At 47.0% G+C, this 14,412-nt stretch carries 11 protein-coding genes; 4 read left to right on the plus strand and 7 right to left on the minus strand.

The window, feature by feature from the left end; translation table 11 throughout:
* Positions 1–34: 34 nt before the first annotated feature.
* Positions 35–1,819, minus strand: coding sequence for a peptidoglycan DD-metalloendopeptidase family protein (locus QUB25_RS07225; protein WP_333182540.1), 1,785 nt, complete (start codon positions 1,817–1,819; stop codon positions 35–37).
* Between the two features lie 430 nt (positions 1,820–2,249).
* Here QUB25_RS07225 and pgeF point away from each other — a divergent pair, with 430 nt between their 5' ends.
* Together pgeF and QUB25_RS07235 are read left to right on the plus strand one after the other, a co-directional pair.
* On the plus strand, positions 2,250–3,128 hold the full coding sequence (pgeF, locus tag QUB25_RS07230; protein ID WP_333182541.1) for a peptidoglycan editing factor PgeF: 879 nt from the start codon (positions 2,250–2,252) through the stop codon (positions 3,126–3,128).
* Positions 3,129–3,371: 243 nt separating this feature from the next.
* The gene (locus tag QUB25_RS07235) at positions 3,372–3,983 is read left to right on the plus strand and encodes a CPP1-like family protein (protein ID WP_333040744.1); all 612 of its coding nucleotides are present in this window, start codon (positions 3,372–3,374) and stop codon (positions 3,981–3,983) included.
* A 170-nt stretch (positions 3,984–4,153) separates the two neighbouring features.
* Here QUB25_RS07235 and QUB25_RS07240 read toward each other — a convergent pair whose 3' ends face one another.
* Complete coding sequence (locus QUB25_RS07240) at positions 4,154–4,840, minus strand: HAD family hydrolase (protein WP_333182542.1); 687 nt, start codon at positions 4,838–4,840, stop codon at positions 4,154–4,156.
* 500 nt (positions 4,841–5,340) lie between these two features.
* Between QUB25_RS07240 and QUB25_RS07245 the strand changes: the two genes are divergently transcribed.
* Together QUB25_RS07245 and QUB25_RS07250 are read left to right on the plus strand one after the other, a co-directional pair.
* Positions 5,341–7,470, plus strand: coding sequence for a diguanylate cyclase domain-containing protein (locus tag QUB25_RS07245; RefSeq protein WP_333182543.1), 2,130 nt, complete (start codon positions 5,341–5,343; stop codon positions 7,468–7,470).
* Positions 7,451–7,984 carry a GNAT family N-acetyltransferase gene (locus QUB25_RS07250; protein WP_333182544.1) on the plus strand — a complete coding sequence of 178 codons (534 nt, stop codon included), beginning with the start codon at positions 7,451–7,453 and terminating at the stop codon, positions 7,982–7,984. Before QUB25_RS07245 ends, QUB25_RS07250 begins: the two co-directional genes overlap by 20 nt.
* Before the next feature lie 20 nt (positions 7,985–8,004).
* Here the strand turns inward: QUB25_RS07250 and hppD are convergent, their stop codons facing one another.
* The 5 genes from hppD to pstB all read right to left on the minus strand — a co-directional run bounded on the left by hppD (position 8,005) and on the right by pstB (position 14,372).
* Positions 8,005–9,066: a 4-hydroxyphenylpyruvate dioxygenase gene (gene hppD / locus QUB25_RS07255; protein WP_333040749.1), complete on the minus strand. Its 1,062-nt coding sequence runs from the start codon at positions 9,064–9,066 to the stop codon at positions 8,005–8,007.
* Positions 9,067–9,466: 400 nt separating this feature from the next.
* Positions 9,467–10,174, minus strand: coding sequence for an SDR family oxidoreductase (locus QUB25_RS07260; RefSeq protein WP_333182545.1), 708 nt, complete (start codon positions 10,172–10,174; stop codon positions 9,467–9,469).
* Positions 10,175–10,257: 83 nt separating this feature from the next.
* The gene (locus QUB25_RS07265; RefSeq protein WP_333182546.1) at positions 10,258–11,667 is read right to left on the minus strand and encodes an NYN domain-containing protein; all 1,410 of its coding nucleotides are present in this window, start codon (positions 11,665–11,667) and stop codon (positions 10,258–10,260) included.
* Positions 11,668–11,709: 42 nt separating this feature from the next.
* Positions 11,710–12,981, minus strand: a complete 1,272-nt coding sequence (locus QUB25_RS07270; RefSeq protein ID WP_333182547.1) for an APC family permease — start codon at positions 12,979–12,981, stop codon at positions 11,710–11,712.
* 539 nt (positions 12,982–13,520) lie between these two features.
* Positions 13,521–14,372 (minus strand): phosphate ABC transporter ATP-binding protein PstB, encoded by an 852-nt coding sequence (pstB, locus tag QUB25_RS07275; protein WP_333182548.1) that lies wholly within the window; start codon positions 14,370–14,372, stop codon positions 13,521–13,523.
* Positions 14,373–14,412: the final 40 nt, after the last annotated feature.

Genomic DNA, 14,412 nt, shown 5'->3' on the forward strand with positions numbered 1-14,412 from the left:
CCACAAGAAATTTAATCTAGCCAATCCCCAATTTTTACCTGTTAGCTTGCTTCTGAGGTTTGGGTTTGACTGCTTCAGTACCTTTGGGCTTAGAAGTGTCAGCTTTTAACAGTTCCGGGAATGGCGGCTGGAGGTTGTGAACTTCGATGTCCATTCCCAGCGGCAGAGGTGGAAGCTGGGGCAGATCGTTTTCCAAATCCTTGAGTCCGCTAGCGGTTTGTATTTCCACCATTTTCGGCATTTGCGGTACTTTGGCGGTTTCCAAACTGCCGATCATTTTTGCCAGAGCGAATTCTAGCTGAGAGCCCGGGTCGATCGCCACCCAACCCTGGTCAGTCATTTGCCGAACCTCAAAGTGGAGGTGAGGCCCTGTAGACATTCCCGTACTGCCGACGCGGCCGATAGTCTCTCCCTGTTTCACCCACTCTCCCGGTTTCACAAACAGTTCCGAAAGGTGAGCGTAGAGAGTTTCCTGAGACTTTTTGTTGTGGTTGAGAACCACCGTCAAACCGTAGCCACCCAACCAATCTGCGATCGCCACTTGACCTGCATAGGCTGCCAGTACGGGCGTTCCCATCGGGGCTCCCAAGTCAGTTCCGGTGTGAAACCTGCCGTAGCCCATAACCGGATGAGTCCGCCACCCAAACGGCGAAGTAATTGCCGAAGCAATAGATAGCGGAAACAGCAAGCTGGTGTTGCCATTTCCGGGCAGGCCTGCGGGACGCGGCGTGAGATTATAGTAAGCAAAACCGGTATTGCTGCCGCTGCTGACACTAACCGCACCGACTTGAACCGGCCCGAGTCCCATGCTGGGCGCTGGAGCGCCGCCGTAAGATGCAGATCCGGCATAATACCCAGCGTCTGCGGAGTATCCAGTGTCTGCCGAGTAGCCGATGTTTGCGGAGTATCCAGTGTCTGCCGAGTATCCTGCGTCTGCCGAGTAGCCGAGGTTTGCGGGGTAGCGCGGGGGTGCGTAGGCAGATTCAGGCGGATTTGAACCCTTCCAAACCTGGCTGCCTATTTGTTGAACGGCTTGACCGATTTTACTGACAGGATTTCCGCTACTATTTCCTGCCACAGTTTCCCGAACATTGTCTGGAATGCTTTCTGGCAGATTTCGAGGAGGAGGGGCTGCAATATAGCCGTTGTCTGCGATCGGAGGTTCCGGGCTGTAGTTGGGTTCTCCGGCATCGGCCGTCACCGGCTCGGAAACCGGAGGAGGCGCGCACCAACCGCCACCTCCTTCGCATCCGGTCGATCGTTCTGCAAACTCTATACTTGTTGGCGCTTCGTACTCTTGGTACTCGCTGGTAGCGCCAATACTGTAGTCTGTTTGGTCGATTTCAGCGTGGGCTGGGTTAACTGGCGCTTCAAAAGGCGGCTCCTGGGCCGTCGCTTCTGGCAGGGGAATCAGCGCGGGTTCCGGCAGATAATATTCGGTGGGAGGTGGTTCGCTGGCGTACTCCGGCTCTGACGGCGGTGCGGCATCGAAAGGCTCGGAGGGCGGAACTTCTGCCTGCGGTTCAGGGTAGGGTTCTGGCGACCCTTGGCTAAATTCGGGTTCCGGGGGCGGGAGAGGAGCTTCAAATAATGGCTGGAGGTCTGCCGCGCCGGGGACAGCTTGTTCGGCTGGCGGAGTTTCGGCTTGAGCCCAAACTAAGCCTTTGCTGAGCAGTCCCAGACTGGCAAGGCAACCCAGTCCCACCAGCAGTGAGCGATCGCACAAAAGGCGCGATCGAGTCCGGGTGCCTGTAGGGTTCTTTTTTTGCTGTTTGGTGTTCAAAGGGGCTGTTATTTGCTTGTCTGGAACTGATTTCACGATTTTTTTTCCCAACTCAACAGGGGGCACAAGGATCTCGAAGTCAGGATCGAATGTATGGCAATCCTTGTCTTTATATACAGGCCTAACTGATTTTACCGGGCTTGAGGCAATTTTTTTTGCACATAGAACAAGCTCAAATGCCTTACGCATTCTCTCGCGATCGATATCCGGTTTTTTTGATCCCGATGGCACTTGCCTAGAAGTCTGTGACGGCCACACTGATGATAGCGCTTTGGTGTTCGTATATGTTAATTAGTTGCCTATATTTCTCGGGTTATGCAAAATTTCGGCGCAGTAGGTTCTCCTAAAACCGCCGACTCATCCCGATTTTTTCCTGAAACCTGGCCCTGCCTTTAAACTTCGCGGACAAAATTTTTGATTGTTTAGAATACAAGCTAAATGATTCGCTTGGGTAAGGATAGGTTTCATGACTGTAGCTGGCGATCGCTTGACAAATTTTCCTGACTCTGAATGCACCGGACAACCTGACGGTATCAGTTGGGACTGGCAGAGCTGGCAAGGCTTGCCTTATCTGACTTGTAGCTTGCTTTCTCGATGGTCTCACGGCTTTTTTACTCGCGATTTCTCGCCCCAGGGGCCGATCGAGCTGACGGAAGTTCTCGAACCTGGAGCTAAGGTTTACCGACTCCAACAGGTACACGGCAATGCGGTACTCAAAACGAGTGAGTTGTCCCCGGTTGTGGCTCCGGGCCCGGAAACCGCGGGTTCAAGCTATGCTGAGGCTGATGGCTTGGTGGCAGCTCGAGAATTGGAGGCGCTCTGGGTTTGCTCGGCTGACTGTGTGCCGGTGCTGATTGCTGACGATCGCACGGGACTGGTTGCGGCAGTTCACGCGGGTTGGCGCGGGACTGCTGCTAAGATATTACCAGAGGCGATCGCTCAACTTGTGGCACAAGGCAGTCAACTAGAAAATCTGAAGATTGCTATGGGGCCGGCGATCGCTGGAGAGGTTTACCAGGTATCTGTGGAAGTAGCAGCGGAACTGGGAGCCACCATTGCTCCTAAGAGTGGCGTTAGTGTGACAGCCGACGGCATTCTAGAGTTTTTGCACCAACTGCCGGAAACACCTGTCTTAGCCGATCCAGAACCGGGAAAAGTACGCTTGGATGTTCGCCTCTGCAATGCTCTGCAATTGCAGCAGTTGGGAATCGATCTTTCTCAAGTGGCGATCGCTCCTTTCTGTACTTATTCTGACTCGGCTCGCTTTTTTTCGTACCGCCGCGATCGACTTAAAAAAGTCCAGTGGTCGGGAATTGTGAGTGCCTGCGGGAAAAGTCCCTTCTGAGGGCATTTGGCAGAAGGTAAAATTTTAGACGGCCAAGATAAAAATAACTATCTTTGGATTCATTATTTTTTATTTACGAATGCCAAATGCCTTCTAGTTTCTATTTTCGTAAGGTTTGCTGGTTCCTGTTTTAAAGCACCAAAAACTAGCAGCAAAACTCTTGGGAAAGCGGCAGAGCTCCCGCCCCGCTTTCCTCTCTTGTTAAGATTGCTCTATAACGAGAGTCTTCAGCGGGTTATTACCATGAGTGAGCCAACTCCCTATCAACTGCTTGAAGTCGATGAAGATGCTTCCTTTGATGAAGTGCAAGAGGCCCGCACGCGCCTAGGCGAGCAGTACAGCGGTGACAAGAAACGTTTGGAATTGATCGAAGCAGCTTACGATGCGATCCTCATGGATCGCCTGCGGCAGCGACAGGAGGGGAAAATTAAAGTACCCGAACGCATCCGCTTTCCCGAGCGGCTGACTCCGCCACCCCCAAGCTTTACTCCCTCTCCTCCTAGTGGCAGCCCAGCTTGGTTGCAGCGGCTAATCGATACTCCTAGTCGATCGGACATTTTGTGGCCGGCTGGGGTGTATGTGGGGTTAGGCGGACTGAGTATTTATCCGGCAGCTAATGATGGTTTACTACAGTTGACTCTGGCTCTTGGGGTCGGCTCTTGTCTTTATTTTGTTAATCGCAAGGAACAAAAATTTGGTCGGGCTGTGCTGCTGACTGTGGCTGGCTTGGTTATAGGCTTATTGCTAGGAGGCTTTTTGGGTTCTTTGGTCAGTCCGGCATTTATAACAACAGAGAAATTTATCGCTTTGTTTACGTTTTTAATTCTGTGGCTGGTCAGCGGTTTTCTGCGATAGTCAGCAGTCATTAGTCAGCAGCTATTAGTCAGCAGTTATTAGTCAGCAGTTATTAGTCACCAGCCAACCACTAATAACTACTGTGGAATCCAGACCTCTGACAAATAACATCAGCTAACAATTAATAACTAATGACTAATAACTAATAACTAATGACTAATAACTAATGACTAATTTTTGCGACCTAAAATAATCTCAACTGCTTCGCTCAAATTGTTGGCAATTAAATCCGGTTGGTGCATTTCTAGTTGGGTGCGATCGCGAATTCCGCACAAAACACCAATTACCTTGACACCGTGCGTTTTTGCTGCTACAATGTCCGCCTCCGTATCCCCAACCATCCAAACGTCAGAAGCCGGCGGCAGTTCGGCGAGAGCTTTTGCCATCAACAGGGGCTTATCTTTGACATCCCCGGTTTTAACGTAATCGTTGGGGAGGCAATAGCAGCGGTTTTCAGGGAAAAATTGCCCTAAATTACAGCGGTTGAAGGCTTCGTCTAGTTCCCTGACACGGCGCATGGTCAGGACCGCTAAGTCTACTCCAGCGCGCTGCACCTTTTCGAGCGTTTCCAGAGCGCCGGGCGCTGGTCGATCGTAAATCATGTAGGGTAGGGTGTGAACGGTTTGACGGCGTTTCTGAGCAAAATCGCGGGCTTGATCTGCATCTAATCCTGAGAGGATAGCAATTTCGGTTTCGGGAACCCGCGCGCGCTTCATGTCCCAAAACTCGGCTTTGGGGAGTTCGCGCACTGGTTGGTCCGAACGCTTAGTCTCGGCGAGACAATACTGGTAAACTCGGTAGTAACGATCGGACACGTCCATGATCGGGCCGTCAAAGTCGGTAATAAGTCTCAGCATTTAGCAGAGTATTTTTAAGCTTTTATACAAATACTTCGATACTATATCATTTAAAGGTAACACTTTCTTTACAGAAATTGACACAAATACGCAGGGGAGGTAAGGTCTATAGGAATGATGCTAATTAAAGCAAACATTTGAATTAAACTGTGCTGTTCCTCAACTTTAGCGGTTGTAAGCCATATCGGGGAATTTAAAATTAAAATGTGCCGCACAAATAGTGTAAACCGCTACATATTGTTCATAAATTTCAACAAGCTCAATCGAGGCTGATTGTGACTGCGCTTTCTCAAAAAAAAATTGGTCAAATTAATATTTTGCCCCATTTTTTAAATAAGCAAAAAACTGCTTGGAGAATCCAAAGTGTACTGTTGGCATAAATTAGCCAGCGGTACCAGATGGTGACATTTGCAAGTATAAAAAATACTATGAGAAATAGCAGCCAAACCACAACTAACTTTACCTGCTAATTTTTGATATTGATGCCCTACAAGAACGAGATGCTTCCAACATTAACTGTAGAGAGCAGCGCAAGAAGTATTAATATTCTTCTTTATAAGCTGTTATCCCTACGCAGGATTGAATACCTCACAGTCGATCGCGAACTTAAAATTCAAGAAATATCTTTGAAAGTGCAAGATTTTGCCTACATTCATGAGGAAGTAGGCGAAGGAAAAGACGTGCGCGATAGTTTTCCCGAACTGATCGGAATTGAAGGAGTTCTTGAAGATATTATTGAAGAACGACAGCAAGATTGTCAGTTAAAATCAATTAGCCGAGTTCTCAAAGACGGCTCTTATTTGTATCTAAACTTGTATATTTTTGGTTATAAGGGGCAAGCCAATGCTGACAGATTAATTATTTTATGTGAAGATGTGACAGATAGCATTGGAACTCAGCCAACCATGGTTCAGGCTGCCAACAAAACAAGTATTAAAGGCGAGAACTTAGCTGCGGCTGGCGATTATATTGACAAAATTATTAATTCCCTAGGGGATGTTTTGTTCGTAACAGGAACATCGGGCCAAATCAAAAAAGTGAATCAAGCTGCACAGCAATTATTTGGATATACCGAATCGGAATTAATCGGCCAATCCATATCCATGATTACGGCTGAGGAGGAATTGTTACGCAAAGTCAGCCAGCTACCTCCTGCACTTAAAAGCGAATATTGGCCTCAAGTAAAAGTAGCTTGCCAAACGAAAATAGGTTTAAAGCTGATTGTTGCTTTTTCATGCTCTACTTTCGAGACAAGCACAGGAAGCCCGGATGCAGATAGCAAGGTTATACAAGATTTTGTTTATATCGGCAAAGACATTACCAAGCAACAACGCATAAAAAAGTGTCAAGAAGCACAGTATGCTGTTACTCATATCCTGTCAGAATCAAGTTCTCTAGATAGCGCAACTCCGAAAATTTTGCAAGCTATCTGCCAAAGTTTTGGGTGGGATTTTGGCGAACTTTGGACGCCTGCCGAGGCGGAGAAAGAAACTAGATTGGATGAGGAAATAACATCTGAAAAAGATCCGCTTTGGTGCCTGCCGCTTTGCTGTCCGATCGATGAAACTCCTTGTTGGCGGCGGGTCGCAGTTTGGCAGGCAGTGGAGGAAGTTAGGGAGTTTGCCGAAAACCACCAGCAGATTACTTTGGCTGCGGGTGAGGGTTTGCCGGGAGCGGTTTCCAGAAGCGGTTCTACGCAGTGGATTACCGATCTTGTGGGCGATCGCAATTTCGTGCGATCGCGCTTGGCCGAGGAAGCGGGACTGCGATCGGGATTCGGTTTCCCCATTCACGCTAGGAGCCAAGTTGTAGGAGTAATGACTTTTTTTTGCCGGGAAGAACTGCCACCGGATCAAGATTTACTTCAGATCATAGCTGTGGTAAGTTCTCAATTAGGGGAATTTGTCAAGCGCAAATATGCAGAGCAAGAATTGCAAGAAGCTGAAGCTTCAATCCGATTTTTGTACGAACAAGAAAAACGCCAAAGTGAAGAATTAGCTCGGCAAAATGTAGCTTTAGAACAAGCCAAATTAGAATTACAAGCAGCTAACATGGAATTGCAGCGCCTCGCTTCGGTTGATGGATTGACTCAAATTCCCAACCGCCGCTGTTTTGACAAAAAATTGGAGTTAGAATGGCAGTTGATGGAGCGAGAAAAAGAGTCGCTGTCTTTAATTCTGTGCGATATCGATTTTTTCAAACTTTACAACGATCATTACGGGCATCAAGGAGGCGACGAATGTTTAAAACAAGTAGCCCGGATTTTAGCTAGCCACGCTCAGCGGGCAGGAGATTTAGCCGCCCGCTACGGCGGCGAAGAATTTGCGGTAATTTTGTCGCGAACTGATGTGCAAGGAGCAAAGCAGGTAGCTGAAGCAATTCGCAGCGATTTGAAAGCAGCGGCAATTTTTCATGCTGCTTCCAAGGTAAGTAAGTTTATAACTCTCAGTATGGGGATCGCTACTACTGTGCCTGCTGCTGGTTTATCGATTGAGGAGTTAATTGGACAGGCCGATCGAGCTCTGTATCGAGCTAAACTAGAAGGGCGCGATCATATAGTTAGCCTAGACTTGAAAATAGAATTTCCGGGCCCGAAAGGAGTATTTTCTGATGATTGTGAGAGAAGCTAAAATCGCTGACGCACCTGCAATCACACGGGTTAATCTAGATACTTGGCGGACAGCTTACCGAAAAATTGTACCCACAGATTACTTCGCGCAACTGTCCTATGAAAAAGCAGAAAGCCGTTGGCAAGAAATCCTGGCAAACGTCAAAAATACAGGGGTATTTGTCTGCGTTGCTGAGAATGACTCGGGACAAATTGTGGGTTTTGCTGCGGGTGGTTGCGAGCGCACCGGCAAATATGTATATAAAGGAGAATTATTTGCCATCTATATTTTGGAGGAATATCAGCGTCAAGGAATCGGACGGCAACTCGTGAGAACAGTTGCCACAAAATTGGCAGAGTTAAGTTTGAACTCGATGCTAGTTTGGGTACTAGGAGACAATTCAGCCTATAGGTTTTATGAATTATTAGGAGGTAAAAAAGTAGACGAACAGCAAACAAGTAGAGCAGGAGTTGCACTCAAAGAAATTGCCTACGGTTGGAAAGATATCGCTGTGCTGATTAACACGCCTGTATGACTTAAAAAGTGGAAGTTTTGTCAATCATCTATCAAACTTCCCCTCTTCATTTGTTCGCGTTCAATTGCCTCAAACAAAGCTCGAAAATTCCCCGCCCCAAAACCTCCAGCTTGCACCTGTTTGCCGTTAACTAAACTAACTCGGCGTTCAATAATCTCGAAAAAGAAAGTCGGTTCTGCAAAAATTGGCTGGGTAAAGATTTGCAGCAGCATCGCTGCGGGAGTATCTTCTTGCCAATCTGCCAAAACTTGACAAGCTGCAATTTCTTGCCAATCAGCAGGCAAATAGTTTTGCCGCTCCTGCAATTCGGAGTAGTATGTTGGAGGAACCGGCAGAAAAGGCAAACCGCACGATCGCAAATCGGCAACAACACCCACAATATTATTAGTTTGCAAAGCCATGTGCTGAATTCCCGGCCCCCGATTTGCGCTCAAAAACTCTTGAATTTGAGAATTAGCTGATGCCGGTTCATTAATCGGGAATTGCACCCCACCTTCAGCGTGTACCATAACTTGGCTCCGCAAAGCCGATTTCTCAGTCTGAATATCAAAATTTTGCTGCGGTTGAAAACCTAATATTTTTTGATACCAACTCACCGCACCTGACAAATCGCCCGATTCAACATTTAACACTACGTGGTCAATCCGGGTAAACAACGACCGCTTATCCGAAGCCGATAGCAGTGAATGGCTGCCAATTCGCTCCACCAGCGTATGGCTTAAATCTCCCCAGCCCGAAATTTTTGCCCGCTTAAAATAGCCTCCTGCGTTTAGGTCTTCTTGAATCGGTTCCAGGATTTTAGCGCCTTCAGCAGCCGCTCTAGCTACCGCTAATTCAATGTCTTTTACTCGAAAACCCACATCGGCAATCCCTGGAGGATGAAACTTCAACCAACTAGCAGCGGGACTAGCGGGTGTCAGGGGCGAAGATAAAACAAAACATACATTGCCACTGATGACAACTTCAGTGTGAGTGTGGCTGTCGGCATAACCTGCTATTGATTGAAAGCCTAACTGGCTGACAAACCAATCGCGGGATACTTTAGCGTTTTCAACGTAAAATTGAATGCGATCGAACTCCATAATCAATAATTGAAAATGGAAACTGAAAAATGGAAAATCTGCTGATTTTCAAGGCGAAATTGCAAGGCAGGAATTGAGTAATGGATATTTTTCATACTTTTTATTGCGTGCCCACTTAATAATAACCTAAAGATTGAATATCCTAGCTCCCTCTGAAGGTAGAAATAAGTCGGCCCTTAAAAGAAACCCGGTGTGTGCGATAACTTAGGTTTGACCGCTAGGCCTTCACCAATAGGACTAAGGCAAAAAAATGGTTTGACGTGCTATTTATAGGGGTAAGGTGCGCGAGCCCATGCACCTACATAATTAACGGCTGTACAAGTTCTCAAACCTAAAAATATCATAATTTTTCTTGCCTTCAGCTTCCGCTGCGTTCTGCCTTCAAATCACTCCTCAATAGCTAAAAGAACAAATGACTTTCCGGCTGAATATTAATCTCCATCGGCACAGCTTGCGGGTCAGCCGAAAGAGCAAACATAATCGCATTGGCGGCAGTGTCGGTAGTCAGCATTTTTGACCTGTCTACCTTCAAACTCACATTATCCCAAAACGGAGAATCCACCCCGCCAAAATAGAATAGCGTAAACTTAATGCCGTAGCGCCGCAGTTCATCTGCCATGCACTTGCTGAAACCAACTACCCCAAACTTTGAAGCGCAATAAGCCGTTCCCATCGCCATCGAATGCTTGCCCAAAATCCCGATGACATTGCAAATGTGGCCGGATTTGCGCTCTTTCATCACATTCGCCGCTGCTTGAGACGTGTAAAAACTGCCTTTCAAGTTCAAGTCAAGCATGGCATCTAAATCAGCGGGTTCTAACTTGTTCCACTGCTTGAGAATTCCGGCACCGGCGGCGTTTACGAGGGCATCAATTTGTCCGAAATGCGCCCCAGCTTTGTGCATCAGCGTCTCGACTTGGGGCAAATCGGTGATATCTGTGGGTACGCACAGTACCTCTGTTGCCGAAAGTTCCCTAGCTAAAGCGTCTAATTTACTGCTGTCTCTGGCGGCGAGCACTAGCCTCGCACCCGCATCAGCGAGTTTGCGGGCCACCGCTGAACCGATGCCGCCAGTTGCACCCACCACAACCACAACTTTGTCCTGCATATCCCTTTACATTTCTTTACGTCTCGATTGTATGATAACTCAAGTTGCTAGTAATGGGGAGGTTGATATATTTTAATTTTTAATTAATTGAGGGAAACTTGCCAGCCTTTTTCGGCTTTTTTTAGCTGGAGAGAAGTGCAGGATTGCAAAAACTTAGTAAATTTTCTACCGAGATTAAAATCTTTAATTATTTGGGTAATTTGTTTGCCGTATTGTCGGTGAAATTCGCTGCCTACATTGGAGAGAAATACAGAATTTTCACGAGAGTTACCGGTTAAGTCGCCAACGATTTTGACAAGAGCTCTTTCCAAGTCTTCCAGAGAATTAATATCGGTCAAAGTCGCAGGTGCTGTCTGGTGGTTATTCAGAATTTCTTGGCTAAGTATTGGCGGTGGGGGCGATAATCTTACTTCAAAAAGAGTGACATAAGTTTGAGAAACTTCTGAGGGTTTGTGGAGGACAAAATCGGTGGGATATTTAAGAAAGATATCCCGGGTTTTAGTACCGAGCAAATGATGGGCAACAACTTGATTGAGGACTAATCCGTAATTTTCCCTAAATAAAGCTGAAACAGTAGAAACTTTGATCCACTGAGTTGAGGTGCGTTTTTGCTCTTTTTTGATTAATTCTTTTAGTTGAACAACTAATTGTTCTAATGGTGTAATTTCCGGTACGGTTACAAGGGAATGGGTTTCCATTTGTCCGGTTTTGCTGTTTAAAACTATGATTTTATCTATTTGTTTGCGGACTTGAAATACGGTTAGTCCGTGGGCTTGCAGTGTATTGCTGAGGTGAGTGAGGGCGCGATCGGACGAACAGACAAAAATCTCTTTGGCTGTGGGATAATGTACGAAAATCGATGCGCCGACTGTAGCCATTTTTAAGTCGGCGCTGTCTTTGCCGGGGGGGACATGAATTAGTTGATAGCCGCGCTGGTGAAATTCGGCATCTTTTTTGCCCATGCTGCGCCAGTTGGCAAAGGCAACTTTGATTTGGATTGGATAGTGGCAAATTCCCTCTAGGAATTTTTCGGTTTCGATGGTGAGTTGCAAGTTTTCGACATCTAGCAGCAAGATAGCAATGCCGATTGGAAGCGAATTTGTTTGATGGGTGGTGGGAGCGGGAGGCTTGGACGAAACTGAGTTTTGTGATTTAGGCGGTGCTGTTTGAGATTGGGCTAGCTCCTGAATTTTGACCGATAATTTGCTGAATTGAGGTGAATTAACGAATTCTGGAACCAGCAGAATTTGTAGGTACTTTTTCGCAGTCAGCAGCAGGGAATCTGTATCGCTGGCTACTGTGAAACTTTTGGTCAATTTTCCAATCAAAACTGACTGAAAATCAGGTTTGGCCCAGGGGGTTTTCCTGTATTTTTCAGTTATCCATTCGGGATGCTGTTCCTGAATGGTAATTAGGGTTTGAGCTATATAGCGACTGATGGCGCTGAATGCGAGAGATTCTTGAGTCGCCAGCAAGGGGGTTCGATCGGGCATGGCCCTCTACAATGCGGGATGCTGTTTCAATTTATCACAATTCTAGTTTCTGGCCGGGAGTCGGACGATCGCCCGCCAAATTAAACCGGCGGCAATTAATGCCAATCCTGTCAGCCAAATTTGCCTCTCCACCCAGAAAGCCAGAAACAGACAATTCCCCAAACCCACCCAAGCCAACCACTGCGGATAAAGCCTTTCGGCGGGGGAAAGTTGCAGCGCGGCGAGGTTGGTGATAGCGTAATATATCAAAACGCTAAAGGCGCTAAATGACCAAGTGGTTTTGACATCGCCGACGAGGATTAAAAGTGCGATCGTAACTTCGACAACCACAACAGCCACGTAGGGAGTTGTCCCCGAAGGATTTAGCCGCGCCAAGACTCTCGGCATATCCAAGCGCCGCCCCATCGCCAGCCAGATGCGCGACAGCCCTAAAATTAAGTTCAGCAAGACTCCCAACATAGCGGTAATGGCGCCGACGGCTAGCAGTTGAGAGACTCCCGCAATTGGGAAACTGCGGGCGATGACTTCCAGGGGTGCAACCGTACCGCCTGGTTGTAAAGACAATTTATCGGCTCCCCCCGCGCCCGCGACAACTACTGCTACCCCCACGTAAAGCAGCATTGTCAGCACCAAAGTGAAAATTATGGCTTTGGGAATGGTTTCCCTCGGTTCCCGCACTTCCTCGCTCATTGTGGTGATGCGGGCGTAACCGCTATAAGCGACAAACATCAGGGCGGTGGCCTGGAGGATGGAGCCGATCGAGCTATCATTCTGTAGGGCGGGCATTTCCCACCTTACCTCTGGCAAACCGACAGCAATAAACACCGCTAAGGATAGGAGTGTAACTGATACTATGGCAGTATTGGCAATATTCGATCGCCTAATTCCCGTCAATACAATTAAAGTGAGGGCGGCGAGGGCGACTAAAGCTGTTAGGATCAGGTAAGTGCGATCGGCTACACCAACTGCATTTAAAAAATACCCCGCAAAACCTAAAGCAGCAGTAGCCGCAGAAGCCGTTTTCGCCACCAGAAACATCCAGCCGGCAGTGAAACCCAGCCAAGGATTGAGATATTTGTAGCCATATTCATAAGTACCGCCGCTAACAGGATGATTTGCCGCTAATTGAGCGCTGCTAAGGCCATTGCAAACAGCCACTAAAGCCGCAATACCGACAGCCCAAATCACTCCCGGCCCAGCAACTTCCGCAGCAATGCCGATACTCACAAATACTCCAGTACCGAGGATTGAGCCCAAGCCCATGAGAGTTGCGCCGAAAACACCTAACTCTCGCTTAAGAAGTGGTGAAGACATAAATATAGCAGGCATCTTGCCTGCACAAAAATATTTGTCTGTTGTGGAACAGGCATCGTGCCTGTTCTGAAGACATAACTATAGCAGGCAAGATGCCTGCTCCACAAAAATATTTGTCTGTTGTGGAACAGGCATCTTGCCTGTTGTGAAAGAGGTTCAAGATTTGACAACTCTCCGCCCTAGAAGGGCAGAGATTCTTGTATCATTCAGTCCACTTAATAAGTACAGCTTCCTGTATTTACCAGAGATGGTTCTGTCCTCAAGCTTTCGACTCATTGCAGAGTCTTGTTCCCGTGTGCCCCACGGTACAATTCAAAACCCAAAATACTGGTTTCTCTGGTACTTGTTGATCGAAGTTTTTACCTGCGCAAGCTTTTCTGCGCGGAACCCCATAACTTCAGTTTTCAAGGTGCGTTGCCTTCAGGCGACTGGGTTTTTAATGTGGTTGAATACCCTAGCCACATTACAATATTATCACGACCAAGAATAAAAAGTCGTCCTAGAAGGACGGGGCTTTAGACCCAATTTTTTGGTAAGTATTAACCGAAACGGCCTTGAATGTAATCTCTCGTACTCGAATTGCCCGCAGAAGTAAAAATCTTACTTGTCGGGCCAAATTCAACCATACGCCCGATGCGACTTTCATCAGTATTAAAAAATGCCGTGTAATCAGAAACACGAGCAGCCTGCTGCATATTGTGCGTCACAATCACCACAGTTAACTGCTGCCGCAGAGTCTGAAATAACTCCTCAATCTTCATCGTTGAAATCGGATCTAGAGCAGAACAAGGTTCATCCATCAGCAAAATTTTCGGCTTTACAGCCAAAGCGCGAGCAATACAAAGTCGCTGCTGCTGCCCCCCCGAAATCCCCTGAGCCGATTTCTTCAAATCGTCTTTGACTTCATTCCAAAGCGCCGCACTTTTGAGTGCAGATTCCACAATTTCATCTAATTCTGCTTTGCTTTTGCGACCAAAAATCCTCACCCCGTAAGCAATATTATCGTAGATGCTTAGCGGAAAAGGATTTGGTCTTTGAAACACCATCCCAATTTGGCGACGCAAACTATTAATGTTTACTTTCGGACTGTAAATATCCTGTCCAAAAAACTCTACTTTTCCTTTGATTTGAACCTTTCCCTCCAATTCACCAATCCGGTTGAGAGCTTTGAGAAAGGTAGATTTGCCGCAACCTGAAGGGCCAATAATAGCTGTAATTTGCGGATGAGGGATATTCATAGATAAATTTTCTAAGACCTTGTGAGTTCCGTAATAAAAACTCAAGTCCTGAACCCGCAGTGCTGGCATTGCATTGGGGTCGATTTCCGGGGTGGCATCTTCTAGGAATTTATCTGTATGCTTTTCGGATTTCAAGTTAGCTTTAGGTTTCATTATTTGCCTGGTTATAGTGTTAATATTTGACGACTAGATG

Source organism: Microcoleus sp. B3-D7 (assembly GCF_036705305.1).
Lineage (GTDB): Bacteria > Cyanobacteriota > Cyanobacteriia > Cyanobacteriales > Microcoleaceae > Microcoleus.

What these genes read in the sequence shown, in the direction of transcription:
- QUB25_RS07245 (WP_333182543.1), top strand. Translation starts at nt 5,341, where the DNA reads ATGCTTCCAACATTAACTGTAGAGAGCAGCGCAAGAAGTATTAATATT.
- QUB25_RS07265 (WP_333182546.1), bottom strand. Translation starts at nt 11,667, where the DNA reads ATGCCCGATCGAACCCCCTTGCTGGCGACTCAAGAATCTCTCGCATTC.
- hppD (WP_333040749.1), bottom strand. Translation starts at nt 9,066, where the DNA reads ATGGAGTTCGATCGCATTCAATTTTACGTTGAAAACGCTAAAGTATCC.
- QUB25_RS07235 (WP_333040744.1), top strand. Translation starts at nt 3,372, where the DNA reads ATGAGTGAGCCAACTCCCTATCAACTGCTTGAAGTCGATGAAGATGCT.
- QUB25_RS07240 (WP_333182542.1), bottom strand. Translation starts at nt 4,840, where the DNA reads ATGCTGAGACTTATTACCGACTTTGACGGCCCGATCATGGACGTGTCC.
- QUB25_RS07250 (WP_333182544.1), top strand. Translation starts at nt 7,451, where the DNA reads ATGATTGTGAGAGAAGCTAAAATCGCTGACGCACCTGCAATCACACGG.
- pstB (WP_333182548.1), bottom strand. Translation starts at nt 14,372, where the DNA reads ATGAAACCTAAAGCTAACTTGAAATCCGAAAAGCATACAGATAAATTC.
- QUB25_RS07260 (WP_333182545.1), bottom strand. Translation starts at nt 10,174, where the DNA reads ATGCAGGACAAAGTTGTGGTTGTGGTGGGTGCAACTGGCGGCATCGGT.
- QUB25_RS07270 (WP_333182547.1), bottom strand. Translation starts at nt 12,981, where the DNA reads ATGTCTTCACCACTTCTTAAGCGAGAGTTAGGTGTTTTCGGCGCAACT.
- pgeF (WP_333182541.1), top strand. Translation starts at nt 2,250, where the DNA reads ATGACTGTAGCTGGCGATCGCTTGACAAATTTTCCTGACTCTGAATGC.